This is a genomic window from Brucella haematophila (assembly GCF_005938105.1).
Lineage (GTDB): Bacteria > Pseudomonadota > Alphaproteobacteria > Rhizobiales > Rhizobiaceae > Brucella > Brucella haematophila.
Map to the genome: position 1 here is coordinate 243,608 of NZ_VCPE01000004.1, position 18,918 is coordinate 262,525.

Below are 18,918 nucleotides of genomic sequence, written 5' to 3' on the forward strand. Positions count from 1 at the left end.
AGTAAGGTTCCTGCTTCAATACGCCAAACAAACTTGGAGCGCCGCCTTGAAACGATATTGGTCCGATTACACCAGCGAGGCGTTTTCGCGTCTCGAGCGCGACAAGCTCGTGGCGGTGTTGCCCGTTGGCGCAATCGAGCAGCACGGACCGCATCTGCCGATGTGTGTGGACGCAGCCGTCGCCGACGGCATGGTGGCGGAGCTGATCAAGCGGCTGCCCGACACAAGCAATGTTCTGTTCCTGCCGACACAGGCCATAGCCAAGAGCAATGAACACAAGCGCTATCCCGGCACGCTGACATTTTCAGTCGAGACGGTCATCCGCATGTGGTGCGAGATCGGTGCCTGTGTAGCGGCAAGCGGCGTGCGCAAGATGGTGCTGTTCAACAGCCATGGCGGCAATATTCCGGTGATGGACATTGTCGCCCGCGAATTGCGCGTGCAGCACAATATGATGGTCTTCTGCCTCAACTGGTTTGGCCTTGGCATGCCCGATGGCGTTTACAGCGAGCATGATCTGAAGCATGGCATTCATGCTGGCGACATGGAAACATCGGTGATGCTGGAAATGCATCCCGATCTGGTCGTGATGGACAAGGCGCAGGATTTCCGTACGCTGACTGAAGTTTTCGCTGACGAATACAAGCATATCAGCCTCGGCGGCGGCGCCAAGCCCGCATGGCAGATGCAGGACATCAACGCCTATGGCGCAGCCGGCAATGCATCGATTGCAACCGCCGAAAAGGGCCGCAAGACCATCGATTTCGCCGCCGACCGGCTGATTGAAGCGCTGGGCGAGATTGAGCGCGCGCCGCTCTCCTGGCTCGACAACAATACTGCTTGGTAAGGACGATGAGCGTGGCCCCCAACTCGCAGAACCAGTCACCACTGATCGACATTAACGGTGTCTACAAGCAGTACGGCACCGGCGTCATGGCCGTGAACGACATGTCGCTCAAGATTGAGCAAGGTCAGTTCGTCAGCTTTCTTGGGCCTTCGGGCTGCGGCAAAAGCACGGCGCTCCGCATGATCGCCGGACTGGAATCGGTCTCGGCGGGCGAAATTCGCGTCAATGGCCATGCCCCCGGCAATAAAATGTCTGGGGGCTCTTCCGGCGCACAGGATATCGGCTTCGTTTTTCAGGAGCCGACACTGATGCCTTGGGCCAGCGTCTACGACAATGTCTATCTGCCGCTGCGGCTTTCCGGTGTTTCGCGCAAGGAAGCCAAGCCTCGCATTGAAGAAGTGCTGACGCAGGTTGGCCTGTCTCGCTTTGCCAATGCGTTTCCGCGTGAACTTTCGGGCGGCATGAAAATGCGTGTTTCCATTGCGCGCGCTCTGGTCACACGCCCGCGCCTGCTTTTGATGGACGAGCCTTTTGCAGCGCTCGACGAGATGACACGCTTCAAGCTCAATAATGATGTGTTGCGCCTTTGGCAGGAACACGGGCTGACCGTGATCTTCGTGACCCACAGCGTTTACGAGTCGGTCTATCTTTCCAACCGCGTGATCGTGATGGCGGCGCGTCCGGGCCGCGTCGTGGCCGATATTCCCATCATCGGCACTTATCCGCGGGCTGAAAACTACCGCACCACGGATTCTTACGCAAAATATTGCGCCAAAGTTTCCGATACGCTGACCGCGACGCTTTCCTCTGAAGATATCGATCACTGAGGACATGCAAATGAACCAGATGCAAAACGAACTGCCAGTCCTCAATTCCGAACAGGATCGTCTCGCCCGGCGCGAGCGCACCCTGCGCATTCTCATGCCGACGCTGGCGATCATCATCGCGCTCGGCATCTGGGAAGGTCTGGTGCGCTTCTATGAAGTGCCGCATTACCTGATCCCGGCCCCGTCGCTGATTGCGGAAACGCTTTTCAAGGACGGTCCGTCGCTGATGGCGTCCATGTGGTTCACCGTCAAGCTGACGCTGATCTCGCTAGCCTGCGCCATTATTGGCGGCGTTCTGCTCGGCATGGTGTTTGCGCTGTCTCGCCCGATTGAAATGGCATTCTTCCCCTTCGCCGTCATCCTTCAGGTGACGCCGGTGATCGCCATTGCACCGCTAATCTTGATCTATGTACGCGATACTTTCTCGGCCCTGCTCATCTGCGCATGGATTGTCGCTTTCTTCCCGATCCTGTCCAATACGGTGATCGGACTGCGCAGCGCCGACCACAATCTGCGCGATCTGTTCAAGCTCTATCGCGCCTCGCCATGGCAGCGCCTGCGCTATCTGCTGGCTCCGAGCGCTCTGCCCTATTTCATGGCGGCCCTCAAAATCGCCGGCGGCTTGTCGTTGATCGGCGCTGTGGTGGCCGAATTCGTCGCCGGCACCGCAGGCCAGAGCACTGGCCTTGCATCGCGTATTCTTGAATCAAGCTTCCGCAATGAAATCCCGCGCATGTTCGCCGCGCTCTTCCTTGTTTCGCTGCTCGGCATTGTGATCTTCCTGATCACCAGCTGGCTGTCGCGCCTTGTCCTCGGACGCTGGCACGAAAGCGAAATCCGCAGAGATCGCTGATATGTTGCAAGGTGTTGCCATCGCAGGCCGTCCGGGCCGATATGACCTGCATGTCGAGCATGGCCGCATTGCCGCGATCACGCCGTCGCAGGCAACCGGCGGCGGGTGTGTGACGCCGCTTCTGGCCGATGTGCATGTGCATCTCGACAAGACATTCACGATCCAGCGCATCGCGCAGAATGGCGACACCAAGGTCGAATGCCTGTTCGACGCCATCGACCTGATGAACACCGACCGCCAGAACTGGCACGCCGAAGATATCCGCGCCCGCGCCACCCGTGGCCTTGAGGCTGCCTTTGCGCAAGGCGTCGGCGCTATTCGCAGCCATGTGGATTGGACGAGCCCGGAAGTTCCGACCGCATGGCCGGTTCTCAACCAACTGCGTCAGGACTGGAAAGACCGCGTAGACCTTCAACTCGCGGCCCTTGTGCACGGCGATCTGGTGCTGGAAGCCGGTCGTGATATCGCGGCCCGGGTCAAAGCCGATGGCGGCGTGCTTGGCGCGTTCTTCTACCGCAATGCCGATCTTGCAGCCAAGATCGAGGAAATGTTCCGTCTCGCCGTCGAAAACGATCTCGATCTCGACTTTCATGTCGACGAAGGTCTGGATGTTGAAGCGGACGGATTTTCGCTGATCGTGGATGCCGCCCGGCGGCATCACATGGCGGGCCGCGTGCTGTGCGGCCATGCCTGCTCGCTTTCGCTCAGGACAGTGGATGAACTGACGCGCATTCTCGATGCCGCAGCGCAAGCAGGCGTCGCGCTCGTCTCGCTGCCCACCACCAATCTCTATCTGCAAGACCGGATCGGCGGAAAATCGCCGCGTCTTCGTGGCGTGGCTCCGCTGAAAGAAGCACGTCTGGCCGGTGTTGAAGCCATGCTTGGCTCCGACAATGTGCGCGATGCCTTCTACCCCTATGGCGACTATGATCCGCTTGCGATCCTGCGCCTTGCAGCGCCTGTCTGTCATCTGGAGCCGGACGCATGGCTCGACAGCATCACCACCCTGCCCGCACGCCTGATCAGGAGCGAGCGCGTACAGACGCTGTCAGCTGGCGGTGCCGCCAATTTTATCTGGCACGACGCCGAAGACCTCAACGATCTCATCAGCCGTCCGCAAGCCCTCCGCCGTGTCTGGCGCGACGGCATTGTTTCGGACCATGTTTACGGGAGAAACCCATGAATTCTGTCGCCCCGCAGCGCATCTATGACTGGGCCGCATTCCGCGCCGAAATCGACGGCATCCGCATCTATGACGACCCCAAGCAGGTCGAGCTGCGCTCCCGCGATTACTTCTGGTACAGCCCTATCCTGACCGAAGATATCGGCCACTATGTCGGTGACCTCGTCGTTATCCCGAAAGATCAGGACGAGGTGCGCCGCGTGGCGGCGGCAGCCGCGAAACTGCGCATTCCGATCACGGTTCGCGGCGGCGGCACCGGCAATTACGGCCAGTGCGTGCCCCTTGAAGGTGGCGTCATTCTCGACATGACCAAGATCGACCGCATCATCGCCATCGAGCCGGGCAAGGTGCGCGTTGAAGGCGGTGCACGCATTTCGCGTCTTGACGATGCCGTGCGCGAAACCGGACAGGAACTGCTGATGTATCCGTCCACCCGCCGCATCGCCACCATTGGCGGCTTCTTCTCCGGCGGTTCGGGCGGCATCGGCTCGCTGCGCCACGGCATGTTGCGCGATGACGGCAATGTCTATTCGGTCAAGGTTCTGACCGTCGAGCCGGAGCCGAAAATTATCGAGCTGACGGGCCGCGATATCCACAAGGTCCAGCACGCCTATGGCACCAACGGCATCATTCTGGAGCTGGAAATCGGGCTGACCAAGGCGACCGACTGGATCCACACTGCAGCGCTTTTCGATAGCTATGAAGCAACGCTGAACTTCTGCCTCAAGGCGCTGGAAGAAAATCTGGATTGCTATCTTCTGACCACTGTGGATCGGCGCTTTGCGCGCTTCTACACCAAGTTCGGCGATCTGTTTCCATCCGACAAGGATGCCGTTTTCGCCATGATCGCGCCGGAAGAGCGCGAGCGCTTCGCAGAGCTTGCGACCGAATTCAACGGTCAGGTGTCGTTCTCCATGACGCTGGACGAATTGCACAAGGCTGGTCTTCAGCCTGCCTATGAATGCGGCTGGAACCACACGACACTTCAGGCGCTGAAGGCGGAACCGGGCTGGACCTATCTTCAGGTTGCCTATCCACGTCCCTTCGACCCGGCCTTGGTCAATCGCCAGATCGAGCGTTATGGCGACACGCAATATATGCACCATGAAATGGCGCGCCTTGAAGGCGAAGTGCAGATTTTCGGCCTGCCGCTCGTGCGTTTCGAAGACCGTGATGCGATGTATAAGCTCATCGGTGAATTGGAACAGGTCGACGGTTGCGACATCTACGATCCCCATGCCTATACCATTGAGGATGGCGGCATGAAGGAGATCGACAGCGTGCAGATCGAGTTCAAGAAACTGGCCGATCCTTACGGTCTGCTCAATCCCGGCAAAACGCGCGGCTGGACCGCCGACATGGCACTTTCGAACTGATAACAGGGGAACGACACGAATGAAAAAAGCACTCTTTGCGGCAGTCGCCGCTTTCTCGCTTGGCCTTTCCGCACAGATGGCCTTTGCGCTCGACAAGGTGACGCTCGGCACCAACTGGCTGGCGCAGGCTGGCCACGGCGGTTTCTATCAGGCGCTCGCCGATGGCACCTATGAAAAATACGGCCTCGACGTAAAGATCGAAATGGGCGGACCGCAGGTCAACAACCGTCCGATGCTGGCCGCAGGCCGCCTCGACTTCCTGCTCACTGGCAATCTGCTTCTGTCCTTCAACAATGTCGCCAATGGCGTTCCAACCACGGTTGTGGCTGCCTTCTACCAGAAGGACCCACAGGCCCTGATGGCGCATGACGGCGAATATAAGGATTTCAAGGATCTGGTGAACGCACCGACAATCCTGATTTCCAAGGACGGCCAGTTCTCGTTCTGGCCCTGGCTGGTGAAGGAATTCGGTTTCAAGGACGAACAGCTGCGCCCCTATGGCTATAGCCTCGCCCAGTTCCTCGGCGACAAGAAGACCGTGCAGCAGGCCTATGCGACCGCCGAACCGCTTTATGCGGCCAAGGAAGGCGCAAAGGTCAAGACGTTCCTGCTCGCCGATGAGGGCTACAACACCTATGCAAACACCATCGAAACGCGTCAGGAGCTGGTCGACAAGAACCCCGACCTCGTACAGCGTTTCGTGACAGCTTCCATCGAAGGCTGGGTCAACTTCATGTATGGCGACCACAGCAAGGCCTATGAGATGATCCTCAAGGACAATGCGGATATGAGCAAGGAAACGCTCGACGCCGAACTGGCTAATCTCAAGGAACTTCAGCTGATCGACAGCGGCGATGCGGTCACCAAGGGCATTGGCGCCATCGATATGAGCCGCGTCAAGGCGTTCTACGAGCTGGCGCGCAAGTCCGGCATCGTCAGTGGTGAAGAACTCGACATGAGCAAGGTTGCGACCGACGCCTTCGTCAATAAGGGCGCAGGCCTCGACATCAAGAAGCAGTTGGGCCAGTAAGCCCACCACGAAAACGGAAAGCCGCCCCGCGTTTCTGAAATGCCCGGCGGCTTCTCCTCTGACCACGGTTACAAATATGACGATCGACGACGAGAATGACGACATCGAGCCGACCGGACGGGACAAGGTTCTCGACCGCCGACGGCGCATTCTCGGCGCGATCCGTACCGCGGCTATCGATGAATTTGCCGAAAAGGGTCTGGTTGGTGCATCCACGCAAGGCATTGCGCAACGCGCCGGCCTGACCAAGCCGCAGCTGCATTATTATATTTCCAGCAAGGAAGAACTCTACGAGGACATTATCGTCTTCATCCTCGATGAGTGGGAAGATATCTTCCTCGATGCCAGCGCGGAAGACGATCCGGCCAAGGTGATCCGCCAATATATTCGGGCGAAACTCGACTACAGCCAGAAGAACCCGAAAGCATCGCGGCTTTTCACCACCGAAATCGCCAATGGTGCGCCCTATCTCAGCCGCCACTGGACCAAGCATGTCACCGCCACCCATCGCGCGGTCAAACTGATCCAGTCATGGGTGGACACTGGCCGTATCAAGCCGGTCGACCCGCTGCTGTTCCAGATGCATATCTGGGCGGTGACGCAGCATTATGCCGATTTTGAAACGCAGGTGCGCAGCATGATGGAAGTCGGCAAGGACGATCCACTGGATTTCGAGCGCATCGAAAAAGAAGTCTCGACACTGTTTCTGCGCGTCTGTGGATTGGCTGACTGAAGTCAGCCGCATCAGCATTTGAATAGCAAAGCACCGCCTGAAAACAGGCGGCGCTTTATGTCGTTATGCAGTCGCCAGATTGCCGAGCGCGTTTTCCGCCTTTGCCCGTTCTTCCGGCGTCAGTTCGAGGCGCGCAAGTTGCTCATCAAGAAGGATCGGCAACGTGCCATCCGGATGCGCTGCGGCAACGCCGAATGTCTCATCGCTCTTTTCGTCGTAGTGGAAGAAAGGCGCTTCCTTCTTGCCGAAAACGGTCACGATATGCGGCGGCTTTTTCACACCGGTCAGCGGGCTGTAGCCGATGCGCGACTTGCCCATGCTGTCCTTGCGCGAAAGGATTTTCGCCCAGTAAAGCTGCAATTCCGCTTCGCTTTTTGCTGCACCCACCGTCTTCGAAATGTTGAGAAAACGCTTGATGAACAGGACAGAACAGCCAAGCATGATGCCAAGCAGGACGACGCCCACCGTCAGGCGGTTCCAGAACTCATCGAGAGCCAGCGACAGCGTGACATTTTCAGGATGCGATTTCTGCATCACGACATCGGTTTCATAATCGCCGCTTGAAAAGCTGACGAAAGAGAAATCGACGGATTTGATCAGGCGCTCGCCTTCATACTCATAGGAGATGTTGGCCTTGCAGTCGGTGATCATCTTCTTGGTCCGGCAATTGCCGTCGAAAATGGTCGCATCTTCGATCACCACCGGATCCTGCTTGATCTGATAATCCGCATAGAGGCCCGGACCCCAGGCCCAGACAACGACGAACGAAATGACAGGGAAAATAAGCGCCAGAAAAAGCATGCGCCAGCGATCGGCGAAACCAGCTTTTCCTACCTTTATTTTGCGCGCGGGGAGAATGCCGGATAAATCCGGAAGAGAATAGGTTGTAGCCATGTTGCTAATAATTTCTGGATATTTTCTGGTTGGGAGGAACCAGAACCTAACGCAACGTTAGCAATGACTTAAATAGCTTTTCTCGACTACCCAGTAACGTAAAATTACACTTTTGAAACGAGTTGAACGCTGTTTCAGCAAAATCAGCGCAATCCTTCCAGTTCGGCAATGCGTGCGGCGCTGTCCTTTTCCAGCATCCGCGTCATTTCGCGAATGAGGGTTTCAGCCAGCACAAACAGGGCCGCCGACGAATCCCATGCGGAGGGCACCGCCGTGCGGCCAGCCAGCACATGGCGCGCAACACGGGCAATCGGCGACAGCCACTGGTCGGTCACGAGAATGACCTCCACACCCCGCGCCCGCGCCTTTTCCGCAAGCTTCAGGAGACTGTCCTGATAGCGGCGAATGTCAAAAACGACGAGCACGTCGCGCTTGCCCATATCGAGCAACCGGTCGCGCCAGATACTTTCCTGTCCGCCAAGATGAAACACATGCGGACGAATGATCGTCATATGCGCCGTCATATATTGCGCGATCGGGTCGGTGAAGCGACCGCCGATCAGATAAATATTGCCCTTGGCATTCGAAAGCGCCGCCACCGCTTGCCGCAACTGCTTGGCGCCAAGGTGACGGAATGTCTCGCGGATATTCTCCTGCGTGTGCTCCACCGCCGGATAGGCCGTATCCAGGCTTTTGTCCGAGTGTTCATTGCGATGGTGCGGCGACTGCAATTGCGCCGCAAGCTCGTTTTGCAGATGCGCCTGAAACTCGGGATAGTTCTGGAAACCGAGCCGGTTCACGAAACGCAGGATGGTCGGAGAACTGACCCCTGCCTGCGCCGAAAATTCCGCCACCGTCTTCAACCCCAGCATGGGGTAATTGGCGATCAATGTCTGGGCTGCGGCACGCTCTCCGGCGGGCATCGTATCGATCCGTTCATTGATGCGTTCGGCGACGCTGGCGCTTTCCGACAAGGCGTTTTCCATTCGACGTTTCGGCCCGACAACACTTGTGAATTGTGAGCCAAATTATATTTGACAAATTATCATACGGCGTATCAAATAATCCGCAATAGCGCAGAATTTTAAAAAACGTAACATAAGTTACAGCGCAGGGAACAAACAGATGGCGGACGAGCGAGAGGGACGCCCGGCTTCGCATGAGCCGGTTTTTGTCGTCAACGAAACGGGGCAGAGTCCCTGGCTTTTCGTTTGCGAACACGCTTCCAATTATGTGCCGGAACGTTTCGACGGTTTGGGTCTGGGCGAGGATGCCCTGCGCGCCCATATCGCCTGGGACCCCGGTGCGGTTGAGGTTGCACGGCATCTGAGCGCCGCGCTCGACGCGCCGCTGGTTGAGTCGCGCCTGTCGCGTCTGCTGATTGATTGCAACCGTCCGCTCGACGCGCCGGACCTCATTCCGGAGGTCAGCGAAATGACTGTCATTCCGGGCAATCACGAGCTGAACTCGCTCGAACGCACGGCGCGAATCGACATGTCGCATCGCCCATTTCATGCGCGCATCGAACAACTGATCGCGGCGCGCGCGGCACGCGGCCTGCCGTCGTGGATCGTCACGATCCATTCATTCACGCCGGTCTATCGCGATGTGGCACGCCCCTGGCAGATCGGCATTATTCACGACGCGGACGACCGTGTAGCCGCGCCATTGATTGCGGCGTTGAAGCAGGATTCCGCGCTCAATGTGGGCGTTAATGAGCCTTACGCGCCTTCCGACCGTGTTTACTACACGCTGGAACGCCATGCACGCCCGCGCAATACGCCCTGCGCCATGATCGAAATCCGCAACAATGAAATCGCCGACGCAAAGGCGCAGACAGCATGGGCTTCACGGCTTGCGGAAATCTTCCGCAACCTGAAAGCCTGATCAGGTTTTATGACAAGAGAAGAAGACTGAAAGTACCATCCGCATGAGTGAGTAGAGAGCAGAGATCAAAGGGGAACAACCATGAGCTCAGATTACTCCGATAAAGATAAAAGCGAGGACATCAAAGTCCTGCATGGCATGGGTTACGCTCAGGAACTGCAACGTTCCATGAGCCGATTTTCGAACTTCGCAATTTCATTTTCCATCATCTGCATCCTGTCTGGCGGCATCAACTCCTTCGCCCAGGCTATTTCCTCGGTCGGCGGCGCTGGCGCAGGTATTGGCTGGATTGTCGGCTGTCTGATATCCGGCATGTTCGCCCTGTCGATGGCGCAGATCGCTTCGGCCTTCCCGACCGCTGGCGGCCTCTATCACTGGGCCTCTATTCTCGGTAACCGTTTCACCGGCTGGCTGACTGCATGGCTCAACCTGCTCGGGCTGATCACCGTTCTCGGCGCGATCAATATCGGCACCGCCTTCTTCTTTCAGGGAACGTTCGGCCACCTGATCGGCATGGATACCTCGGCAGGGCATATCGTGATTTTCGTCACGATCATCACCATCGGGCAGGCCCTGTTCAACCATCTCGGCATCAAGGTCACGACATTCCTGACCGATATTTCGGGTTATATCATCTTCATCACCACCGCCGCTCTGGTTGTCGGCTGTCTGGTCTATGCGCCAGCGCTGGATTTCTCGCGTCTGTGGACCTTCACCAACTATTCCGGTGCAGCGGGCGGCGAAGTCTTCCCGCAGAGCGACAACATGGCTTACCTGTTCCTGCTCTGCCTGTTGCTGCCGGTCTATACGATCACCGGTTATGACGCCTCGGCCCATACATCCGAGGAAACCATCAAGGCAGCCCATACGGTTCCGCGCGGCATTGTATCGGCAGTATTCTGGTCTTCGCTCGTCGGCTGGATCATGATCTGCGCCATCACGCTGGCAATCCCGGACATGAATGCAGCAGCCGCGCAAGGCTGGGGCATGTTCTTCGGCACCATGGACGCCATCCTGCCCGGACCGCTGAAGAATGTGATCTATTTCGCCATCGTCATCACGCAGCTACTCTGCGGTCTGGCGACGGTGACGTCCGCATCGCGCATGCTGTTCGCCTTCTCTCGCGATGACGGCATGCCGATCGGCTCCAAGACGCTCGCCAGCGTTTCGCCGAAATACCGCACGCCGGTTGCTGCGATCTGGACCGCTGCCTTCCTCGAAATCATCTATGTTTTCGCGGCGCAGTTCGTCTCCATCGGTGGCACCAACCTCTACACCATCGTCGTCAACTCGACGCTCGTCTTCCTGTTCCTGTCCTTCACCATTCCGCTCGTGCTGGCGATTTTTGCCTATGGCACGCCGAAATGGCCGAACCCGGGACCATGGGCCATGTCGGGCGGCCTCTACAAGCTGGTGACATTCCTTTCAGTCGTCGGCATGGCGATTATTTTCTACATCGCCGTGCAGCCGCCAAACGACAAGGTGCTGTGGATCGTTGTCGGCTTCGTCCTGCTTGCCGGTGTTCTCTGGCTGACCGTCGAGAACAAGCGTTTCCAGGGCCCGCCGGTCGGCGACCGGATCGCCAAGCGTGCGGCTGAAATCGCAGCCGCAGAACGGGCCGTCGGCGAAACTGCCCACTAACCAGCAACTCTGGCCGGTTCATCCGGCCAGAGTTTCCCATCGGATAATTTTTGGAGAGCACAAGAATGGCTGGATCCCTATCGTTTGAAGAACTCAAGAAAGCCGTTTCTGCCGGAGATATCGATACAGTTCTCGCCTGCATCGTGGATATGCAGGGGCGCCTGATCGGCAAGCGCTTCTATGCGCCGTTCTTCGTGGAATCCGCCTATGACGAAACCCATGGCTGCAACTATCTCCTTGCCGACGATATCGACATGGAGCCGGTGCCGGGCTATGAGGCCGCGAGCTGGGACAAGGGTTACGGCGACTTCGTCATGAAGCCGGATCTTTCCACCATCCGGCTTGCGCCATGGCTGGAAAAGACCGCCATCATTCTTTGCGACGTGCAGGATCATCACCATCACGATCTGGCCCATTCGCCACGGGCTATTTTGAAAAAGCAGCTCGCCCGCCTGCATGAGCGCGGCTATCGCGCCTATTTCGCATCCGAGCTGGAATTCTATATTTTTGACGAGTCCTACAAGACGGCCCGCAACAAGCATTGGCAGGCCATGGAAACGGCCTCGCCCTATATTCAGGACTATGTGATTCACCTGACGACCAGAGAAGAGCCGGTTCTGCGCGCCATGCGCAATCAACTGGCTGCGGCGGGCATTCCCGTCGAAAATTCGAAGGGCGAATGGGGTCCGGGGCAAGAAGAGCTGAATGTGCGTTATGCCGAAGCGCTGGAAATGGCCGACCGGCATGTAATCATGAAGACCGCAATGAAGGACATTGCCGAGCAACACGGCAAGTGCATCACCTTCATGGCAAAATATGATTACAACAAAGCGGGCAGTTCCAGCCATGTGCACAATTCCGTCTGGAGCGCCGACGGCAAGGAGCCGCTCTTCTTCGACCCGAAAGCGCCGCATACGATGACGCCGCTGATGCGGTCATGGGTGGCGGGCCAGTTAAAGTATGCGACCGACTACACTTATTTCCTCGCGCCTTACATCAATTCCTACAAGCGCTTTCAGGCGGGCACCTTCGCGCCGACCAAGATCACTTGGAGCGAAGACAACCGCACGGCGGGCTTCCGTCTCTGCGGTGAAGGCACCAAGGCGATCCGTATCGAATGCCGTATCGGCGGGGCCGACCTCAATCCTTATCTCGCTTTCGCTGCGCTGATCGCCGCCGGGCTTCAGGGCGTGGATGAAAAGCTGGAACTGGAAGAGCCTTTCGTGGGCGATGCCTATGGCGCGGTGAAACTGAAGGAAATTCCCTATACGCTGCGCGAAGCCGCCCTTGCTCTCAAGAACTCGTCTTTCCTGAAAGAGGCGCTCGGTGAGGATGTGGTCAGCCATTATGTTCACACGGCCCATTGGGAGCAGATCGAATATGATCGTCGCGTCACGGACTGGGAACTGCATCGCGGCTTCGAGCGCTACTGACCGGCCACCATCTAGAATGACATATGAAGGACATGCCCGATGAGCGGCACCGCCAAGATCATCTCGCCTATCGACGGTTCGGTCTATGCCGAGCGCCCATTTTTGAGCGAAACCGCCATCCAGTCCACGGTTGCTGCCGCGCGCGCGGCGCAAGCTGCCTGGGCCGAACTGAGCATAACGGAGCGGGCGCGTTATTGCCGTGCTGCGCTTGCAGCGCTTGCCGCGATGCAGGACGAAATCGTGCCGGAGATTGCCTGGCAGATGGGGCGACCAACCCGTTACGGCGGCGAAAACGGCGGCGTGCAGGAACGCGGTCAGTACATGATCGACATTGCCGGGGAAGCGCTGGAGCCTTATCTCCCAGCGCCGAAAGACGGTTTCCGCCGCTATGTCAAACATGTGCCGCTTGGCGTCGTGCTGGTGATTGCGCCGTGGAACTATCCGTATCTCACCGCCGTCAACACCATCATTCCCGCCCTGATGGCAGGCAACAGCGTTATCCTCAAACATGCCACACAGACGCTTCTGGCTGGTGAGCGCTTTGCACAGGCGTTTGAGAAGGCCGGGCTGCCCAAGGGTGTCTTCCAGAATGTCGTTCTGGATCATGCCTCCACCGAAAAACTGCTGGCTTCGGGCACGGTCGATCATGTGAATTTCACCGGATCGGTCGGCGGCGGTCGGGCCATTGAAAAGGCTGCCGCAGGCACCTTCATGACGATGGGGCTGGAACTTGGCGGCAAGGACCCGGCCTATGTTCTGCCGGACGTCAATCTGGACCACGCCGTGGCCAATCTGGTCGATGGCGCTTACTTCAATTCGGGTCAATGTTGCTGCGGCATCGAACGCATCTATGTGCATGAAGATGTCTATGACCGCTTTGTCGATGGCTTCATTGATCTGACACGCCAATATGTCGTCGGCAATCCGCTGGATGCTGGCACGACGCTTGGACCGATGGCGCAGGCGCGCTTCGCCGATCTCATCCGCGAGCAGAAAGCGGAAGCGCTGCGCAAGGGTGCCAAGGCGCATGTGAATATGAAGGTCGATCATGATGTGACCGGTTCGCCCTATATCGCGCCGGAAGTGCTCACCCATGTTGATCACCAGATGAGCGTCATGCGCGAAGAGAGTTTCGGCCCTATCGTCGGCATCATGAAAGTGCGCAACGATCAGGAAGCGCTCGCCTTGATGAATGACAGCATTTACGGCCTGACCGCTTCGCTGTGGACCACGGATACGGACCGCGCCGCAGCGCTTGGTGACCGCATTGAAACCGGCACGGTTTTCATGAACCGCTGCGATTATCTCGATCCCGGCCTTGTCTGGACGGGTGTCAAGGATACCGGCAAAGGCGCTTCCCTTTCGCCGATTGGCTACGGCAATCTGACCCGGCCAAAATCCTTCCACCTGCGTGAAAAAATCTGATCTGATCCCTGTTCTGCCCCACTTTGAAAGCAATCGATATGACGACACTGACCGCTAAATGGAACTTCCCGACCACCGTTCTTTTCGGACCCGGGCGCATCAAGGAACTGCCCGCCGTTTTGAAGGCAGCAGGCATTGCGCGTCCGCTTTTCGTCACCGATCCGGGTCTGGCGAAACTTCCCGTGGTCGCTTCCACGCTGGCCATTCTCGATGCGGCGGGCGTCAAGTACGGAGTGTTTTCCGACGTTAAGCCCAACCCGGTCGAAAGCAATCTCTATGCAGGCGTGAAGGTCTATCAGGATGGCAAACATGACGGCGTCATCGCCTTCGGCGGCGGTTCGGCGCTCGATCTGGGCAAGTTGATCGCCTTTCAAGCTGGCCAAACGCGCCCGGTCTGGGATTTTGAGGATATTGGCGATTGGTGGACCCGCGCCGACAGCGACGCCATCGCGCCGGTGATCGCCGTTCCGACTACCGCCGGCACCGGCTCGGAAGTGGGCCGCGCAGGCGTGTTGACCAACGAAGCCACCCACACGAAGAAGGTCATTTTCCACCCGAAAATGCTGCCAGTAACAGTCATTGCCGATCCTGAACTTTCCACCGGCATGCCGCCTTTCATCACGGCTGGCACCGGCATGGATGCGCTGGCGCATTGCCTTGAAGCCTATTGCGCACCCGGCTTTCACCCGATGGCAGACGGCATTGCAGTTGAAGGAATCCGTCTTGTGTTCGAAAATCTGCCCAAGGCCTATGCCGACGGCAACAACATTGAGGCCCGCGCCAATATGATGGCCGCTGCCGCGATGGGCGCCACCGCCTTTCAGAAAGGGCTTGGCGCGATCCATTCGCTGTCGCATCCGATTGGCGCGCTCTACGATACCCATCACGGCATGACCAATGCGGTCTTCATGCCCTATGTACTGCACCACAACCGCGCCGCTATCGAAAAGCGGATCGAGCGTCTTGCAGATTATCTGGGCATCAAGGGCGGTTTCGACGGCTTCGTCACTGCCATTGTGAAACTGCGCAAGGACCTCGGCGTGCCAAACACATTGCCAGAATTCATCAAGGGGCTGGAGATGGACGACGCCCGCAAGGATCTGATTGCCGAAATGGCAATTGTCGACCCGACAGCAGGTGGCAATCCGACTGAACTTACCAAAAAGGATGCGCTCAAACTTCTTGAGCAGAGCATCGTTGGCAACGGTTGAGGACAGCAATTACTTCCCGCAAAACTGTGTAACGTTTTGCTTGCAACAAAAATATAGAAAGCTAATAGTTAGGCCGACAAAAAAGCATCGCACCGAAGCGGGGGGCGATGCATCTGGAGAGCGGGCTCTTGGGGAGGAGCCCGCTCTCCTTCATTCTGTTACTATTCATTGGATCGATAGTCAGCGCGGGTAATGCCGTGACGCTGCATCTTGTCGTAGAAGGTCTTGCGCGGAATGCCGAGTGCCTTGATCGTATCCTGCACATTGCCGCTGTGGGCGGCAAGCGTTTCACGGATCAGCGTTTCCTCATAGCGCTCCAGACGCTTCGGCAAAGGCTCCTGATCATCCGACACCGGGCGACCCATACCATTGGCGGTCGAAACACCGAGCGCCACCCGGTCGGCAAAATGCGCCAGTTCACGCACATTGCCCGGCCAGGCATGGCCCATCAGATAACGATGCGTGGCCGCGTCGATCTCAGGCACATCGCGATTGAAGCGCTTTGCCGCACGCGTCAGAAAATGCGCGAAAAGCAGCGGAATATCCTCGCGGCGTTCCCGCAACGGCGGTATCGAAAGTGTCACCACATTGAGCCGGTAATAGAGGTCTTCGCGAAAATCTCCGCGTTGCGCCGGATCGCCGAGATCGATCTTGGCAGCCGCCACCACACGCAAATTGACCGGGCGGATTTCATTGGTGCCGAGCGGGGTGATCTCGCGCATTTCCAGCACGCGCAGCAGCTTCACCTGCGTTGCTGCTGGCATGCTTTCAATCTCGTCGAGAAACAGCGTGCCGCCGCTTGCATGTTCGATGCGTCCCAACCGCTTTTTCTGTGCGCCGGTGAAAGCACCGGCCTCATGGCCAAACAATTCGCTTTCAATCACGGTTTCCGGCAGCGCGCCGCAATTGAGCGCAACGAAATTGCCCTTGCGACGACGGCTCCAATTGTGCAGCAGCTGGGCCACGACCTCCTTGCCGCTGCCGGTTTCACCCGCCACCAGCACGTCCACATCCGTATCCGCGATGTCGCGCAGCGTGCGGCGCAGGTTTTCCATCGCAGGCGTCTGACCGATCAACGGCAGATCACCTTCCGCATCGGTTGCAGCAGCGCGCAGCGCCCGGTTTTCAAGCACAAGCTGGCGCTTTTCACCGGCGCGTCGAATGCTGTGCACCAGACGGTCGGCGGCAAAAGGCTTGGCAATGAAATCATAGGCGCCGTCCTGAATGGCCTGAACCGCCATCGGAATATCGCCATGGCCGGTAATCAGTATCACCGGCAGATCGGAATCGATGGATTTGATCCGCGCGAAGAATTGCAGGCCATCGATCTGCGGCATCCGCACATCGGAAACGATGACACCCTCAAAATCCGATGTGATATCCGCCAGTGCGTCGATGGCGTTGCCATAATCCACGACCATAAACCCGGCAAGCTCCAGCGTTTGCCGCGTGGCACGGCGCAATGCCTTGTCATCATCAACGAGAATAACGGAAAGAGAATTATCCATCATGCTTTTCTCAATTCGACGCGGAAGACCGTGCCCTCGGCACTGCTTTCCGCAGATATGGTCCCGCCATAATCGGTGACGATTTCCTTGACGATCACCAGACCGAGGCCAAGGCCCTTTTCCTTCGACGTGTTGAAGGGCGAGAACAGGTTGTCGCGAATATGTTGCGGCATGCCCGGCCCGTTATCGGATACGGTGACCAGCACGGTCTCGCTTCTTTCCGTAGCTCGCACTTCGATGCGCCCTTCATTGCCTTTGACTTCAACCGCCTCCAGCGCGTTCTGAAACAGGTTGATGAGAACCTGCTCCAGCCGCAGGGAATGGCCGACGACGCGCAGATCAGGCGGCGGCAATTCAATATCCAGTTGATCCATGCGCCCGGAAAAACGGCTGCGCAGCAGCACAAGCGCACCCGAAATGACCTGGCTGAGCGGCGTCGGCTCGGAAGGCGAACGCCCCTTGCGGGCAAGGGCCTTGAGGTCGCCGGTGATGGTGCCGATGCGGTCGGTCAGTGCAGCAATTTCATCAAGATTTTCCGCTGCCGCATCCAGCTGGCTTCGCGTGATGAAGGTCTTCGCATTGTCTGCATAGGCCCTTATCGTCGCGACAGGCTGGTTGATTTCGTGTGCAACGCCTGCCGCCACTTGCCCCATAATGGCCAGACGGTTGGCGTGAACCAGATCCTGCTGCACACCCTGCAACATGGATTCCGTGCGATGGTGGTCGCTGATTTCGGCTTCGAGGCGATCTCTTGCCAGACTGAGATCACGGGTGCGTTCCTCTACGCGCTGCTCCAGCTCCAGTTGCGTGCGCCCGGCGGCGGCTATGCGCGCAACGACCTTCTGCCGCCTGCGCAGCAGCAGCCCGGCGATTGTCGCAATGGCCGCCAGAATGATGAAGGCAATCAGACGCGCCTCGCGCACCGCTGCGGGAATCTGCGGTTTTGTCGGGGCCATGCTGTACATCTGCCAGGGCGTGGACGACACCGTGGAATGAATGGCCAGAAACTGCGTGCTGCGTCCCTCGCCCGGCAGTTGTGCGTTCATCAACAGCACGTCGCCCTCCCCCACCGGCGTCATGGACAGCGGCAAAGGTTGCAACGGCACATCACCAAATTGCAGGCTGTCGCGAATGGATTGGGATTGTTCCGGACCGATCCGACCGATGGTCATGAAACGCCATGATGGCTGACTGGTTATGAGCACGATGTTGCGCTCGTCCGTCACGAAAGTGGGGCGTCCCGCATTGCGCCAGTCCTGTTCCAGATCGTCGAATTCCAGTTTGACGACGATGACCCCAAGAGGCCCATTCGGGCCATCGACACGCCGCGAAATATAAAGGCCCGGGCGGAAACTCACATTACCGAGCGCAAAATATTCCTCGCCACCATTGATCAGGGCTTGCTGGAAATAGGGCCGAAACTTGTAATCATTACCGACAAAGCTGACAGGTCCGCGCCAGTTGCTGGCCGCAATCGCAATCCCGTCCATCCCCACCAGATAGATCACCGCTGCCTGCGTACCCTCCGCAAGCGTTTCCAGTTTCCGGTTTGCGGGAACGATGGTCGCAGCCGTGTTGTCCTGAAGCGCCGATGCCAGCTCTTCATCCTTTGACAGAACAAGCGACAACGCGCGTTGCTTGTCGAGAACAGCGCGCAGCAGCGCCGTGTTGAGATTGGCATCAATGCGCGCCTGTTCGCTCAAAGCCACCACGGCCCGCTCATGCGCGGTGTTGCCGACCAGCCAGAAGGCGAGCGCAAAGAACACGGCGCATATAAGCGCAAACAGAGCCCATGCCCGGCGATTGGCGGCTCTCAGGTTTGCTTCATCAATGATCGGCGCTGCCAGCTTATCCATCAGCAATATTGTGCGATATTTCGCACACATAGAAAAGTGAAATGTGTAAAATTTCGCACATATCAGCGAAAGCCCATCAGAACAACGACAATAATATTAATATATTTCAATAGGATAAGCAATTATCCGCCAACTGGCACGGACATTGCAAATAGAACCTCCAACAGCGGTCGAGGGCCGTTGACATCCCAAACTGAAAGGCTCGGGAGGCTGG

16 protein-coding genes are annotated in these 18,918 nt (G+C 57.8%); 12 read left to right on the top strand and 4 right to left on the bottom strand.

The window, feature by feature from the left end; genetic code table 11:
- Positions 1-46: 46 nt before the first annotated feature.
- From FGI60_RS08675 to FGI60_RS08705, 7 genes are all read left to right on the top strand, one after another.
- Positions 47-847: a creatininase family protein gene (locus tag FGI60_RS08675; protein ID WP_138784839.1), complete on the top strand. Its 801-nt coding sequence runs from the start codon at positions 47-49 to the stop codon at positions 845-847.
- Between the two features lie 5 nt (positions 848-852).
- Complete coding sequence (locus FGI60_RS08680; RefSeq protein ID WP_138784840.1) at positions 853-1,674, top strand: ABC transporter ATP-binding protein; 822 nt, start codon at positions 853-855, stop codon at positions 1,672-1,674.
- Between the two features lie 10 nt (positions 1,675-1,684).
- Positions 1,685-2,527, top strand: coding sequence for an ABC transporter permease (locus tag FGI60_RS08685; protein ID WP_171058738.1), 843 nt, complete (start codon positions 1,685-1,687; stop codon positions 2,525-2,527).
- A gap of 1 nt (position 2,528) precedes the next feature.
- Positions 2,529-3,710, top strand: coding sequence for an amidohydrolase family protein (locus FGI60_RS08690; protein ID WP_138784841.1), 1,182 nt, complete (start codon positions 2,529-2,531; stop codon positions 3,708-3,710).
- A complete protein-coding gene (locus FGI60_RS08695; protein ID WP_138784842.1) occupies positions 3,707-5,086 on the top strand; it encodes an FAD-binding oxidoreductase in 1,380 nt (459 codons plus the stop codon). Before FGI60_RS08690 ends, FGI60_RS08695 begins: the two co-directional genes overlap by 4 nt.
- 19 nt (positions 5,087-5,105) lie before the next feature.
- Positions 5,106-6,116 carry an ABC transporter substrate-binding protein gene (locus FGI60_RS08700; RefSeq protein ID WP_138784843.1) on the top strand — a complete coding sequence of 337 codons (1,011 nt, stop codon included), beginning with the start codon at positions 5,106-5,108 and terminating at the stop codon, positions 6,114-6,116.
- Positions 6,117-6,192: 76 nt separating this feature from the next.
- The gene (locus FGI60_RS08705) at positions 6,193-6,849 is read left to right on the top strand and encodes a TetR family transcriptional regulator C-terminal domain-containing protein (protein ID WP_138784844.1); all 657 of its coding nucleotides are present in this window, start codon (positions 6,193-6,195) and stop codon (positions 6,847-6,849) included.
- A gap of 63 nt (positions 6,850-6,912) precedes the next feature.
- Here FGI60_RS08705 and FGI60_RS08710 read toward each other — a convergent pair whose 3' ends face one another.
- Together FGI60_RS08710 and FGI60_RS08715 are read right to left on the bottom strand one after the other, a co-directional pair.
- Positions 6,913-7,743 carry a hypothetical protein gene (locus tag FGI60_RS08710; RefSeq protein WP_138784845.1) on the bottom strand — a complete coding sequence of 277 codons (831 nt, stop codon included), beginning with the start codon at positions 7,741-7,743 and terminating at the stop codon, positions 6,913-6,915.
- Between the two features lie 143 nt (positions 7,744-7,886).
- A complete protein-coding gene (locus FGI60_RS08715; RefSeq protein WP_138784846.1) occupies positions 7,887-8,729 on the bottom strand; it encodes a MurR/RpiR family transcriptional regulator in 843 nt (280 codons plus the stop codon).
- 139 nt (positions 8,730-8,868) lie between these two features.
- Here FGI60_RS08715 and FGI60_RS08720 point away from each other — a divergent pair, with 139 nt between their 5' ends.
- The 5 genes from FGI60_RS08720 (at position 8,869) to FGI60_RS08740 (ending at position 15,340) form a co-directional block, all read left to right on the top strand.
- The gene (locus FGI60_RS08720) at positions 8,869-9,630 is read left to right on the top strand and encodes an N-formylglutamate amidohydrolase (RefSeq protein ID WP_138784847.1); all 762 of its coding nucleotides are present in this window, start codon (positions 8,869-8,871) and stop codon (positions 9,628-9,630) included.
- Between the two features lie 81 nt (positions 9,631-9,711).
- Positions 9,712-11,271 carry an amino acid permease gene (locus FGI60_RS08725; RefSeq protein WP_138784848.1) on the top strand — a complete coding sequence of 520 codons (1,560 nt, stop codon included), beginning with the start codon at positions 9,712-9,714 and terminating at the stop codon, positions 11,269-11,271.
- A 65-nt stretch (positions 11,272-11,336) separates the two neighbouring features.
- Complete coding sequence (locus FGI60_RS08730; protein WP_138784849.1) at positions 11,337-12,704, top strand: glutamine synthetase family protein; 1,368 nt, start codon at positions 11,337-11,339, stop codon at positions 12,702-12,704.
- Between the two features lie 39 nt (positions 12,705-12,743).
- Positions 12,744-14,129: an aldehyde dehydrogenase family protein gene (locus FGI60_RS08735; RefSeq protein WP_138784850.1), complete on the top strand. Its 1,386-nt coding sequence runs from the start codon at positions 12,744-12,746 to the stop codon at positions 14,127-14,129.
- A 38-nt stretch (positions 14,130-14,167) separates the two neighbouring features.
- On the top strand, positions 14,168-15,340 hold the full coding sequence (locus tag FGI60_RS08740) for an iron-containing alcohol dehydrogenase (RefSeq protein WP_138784851.1): 1,173 nt from the start codon (positions 14,168-14,170) through the stop codon (positions 15,338-15,340).
- Positions 15,341-15,501: 161 nt separating this feature from the next.
- On the opposite strand, the gene FGI60_RS08745 is transcribed toward FGI60_RS08740, so the two are convergent.
- Together FGI60_RS08745 and FGI60_RS08750 are read right to left on the bottom strand one after the other, a co-directional pair.
- Positions 15,502-16,848: a sigma-54-dependent transcriptional regulator gene (locus tag FGI60_RS08745; RefSeq protein WP_138784963.1), complete on the bottom strand. Its 1,347-nt coding sequence runs from the start codon at positions 16,846-16,848 to the stop codon at positions 15,502-15,504.
- Positions 16,848-18,704, bottom strand: coding sequence for a sensor histidine kinase (locus tag FGI60_RS08750; RefSeq protein WP_138784852.1), 1,857 nt, complete (start codon positions 18,702-18,704; stop codon positions 16,848-16,850). Before FGI60_RS08750 ends, FGI60_RS08745 begins: the two co-directional genes overlap by 1 nt.
- Between the last annotated feature and the right edge of the window lie 214 nt (positions 18,705-18,918).

What these genes read in the sequence shown, in the direction of transcription:
- FGI60_RS08730 (WP_138784849.1), top strand. Translation starts at nt 11,337, where the DNA reads ATGGCTGGATCCCTATCGTTTGAAGAACTCAAGAAAGCCGTTTCTGCC.
- FGI60_RS08745 (WP_138784963.1), bottom strand. Translation starts at nt 16,848, where the DNA reads ATGGATAATTCTCTTTCCGTTATTCTCGTTGATGATGACAAGGCATTG.
- FGI60_RS08695 (WP_138784842.1), top strand. Translation starts at nt 3,707, where the DNA reads ATGAATTCTGTCGCCCCGCAGCGCATCTATGACTGGGCCGCATTCCGC.
- FGI60_RS08680 (WP_138784840.1), top strand. Translation starts at nt 853, where the DNA reads ATGAGCGTGGCCCCCAACTCGCAGAACCAGTCACCACTGATCGACATT.
- FGI60_RS08705 (WP_138784844.1), top strand. Translation starts at nt 6,193, where the DNA reads ATGACGATCGACGACGAGAATGACGACATCGAGCCGACCGGACGGGAC.
- FGI60_RS08690 (WP_138784841.1), top strand. Translation starts at nt 2,529, where the DNA reads ATGTTGCAAGGTGTTGCCATCGCAGGCCGTCCGGGCCGATATGACCTG.
- FGI60_RS08700 (WP_138784843.1), top strand. Translation starts at nt 5,106, where the DNA reads ATGAAAAAAGCACTCTTTGCGGCAGTCGCCGCTTTCTCGCTTGGCCTT.
- FGI60_RS08685 (WP_171058738.1), top strand. Translation starts at nt 1,685, where the DNA reads ATGAACCAGATGCAAAACGAACTGCCAGTCCTCAATTCCGAACAGGAT.
- FGI60_RS08725 (WP_138784848.1), top strand. Translation starts at nt 9,712, where the DNA reads ATGAGCTCAGATTACTCCGATAAAGATAAAAGCGAGGACATCAAAGTC.
- FGI60_RS08735 (WP_138784850.1), top strand. Translation starts at nt 12,744, where the DNA reads ATGAGCGGCACCGCCAAGATCATCTCGCCTATCGACGGTTCGGTCTAT.
- FGI60_RS08720 (WP_138784847.1), top strand. Translation starts at nt 8,869, where the DNA reads ATGGCGGACGAGCGAGAGGGACGCCCGGCTTCGCATGAGCCGGTTTTT.
- FGI60_RS08715 (WP_138784846.1), bottom strand. Translation starts at nt 8,729, where the DNA reads ATGGAAAACGCCTTGTCGGAAAGCGCCAGCGTCGCCGAACGCATCAAT.
- FGI60_RS08740 (WP_138784851.1), top strand. Translation starts at nt 14,168, where the DNA reads ATGACGACACTGACCGCTAAATGGAACTTCCCGACCACCGTTCTTTTC.
- FGI60_RS08750 (WP_138784852.1), bottom strand. Translation starts at nt 18,704, where the DNA reads ATGGATAAGCTGGCAGCGCCGATCATTGATGAAGCAAACCTGAGAGCC.
- FGI60_RS08710 (WP_138784845.1), bottom strand. Translation starts at nt 7,743, where the DNA reads ATGGCTACAACCTATTCTCTTCCGGATTTATCCGGCATTCTCCCCGCG.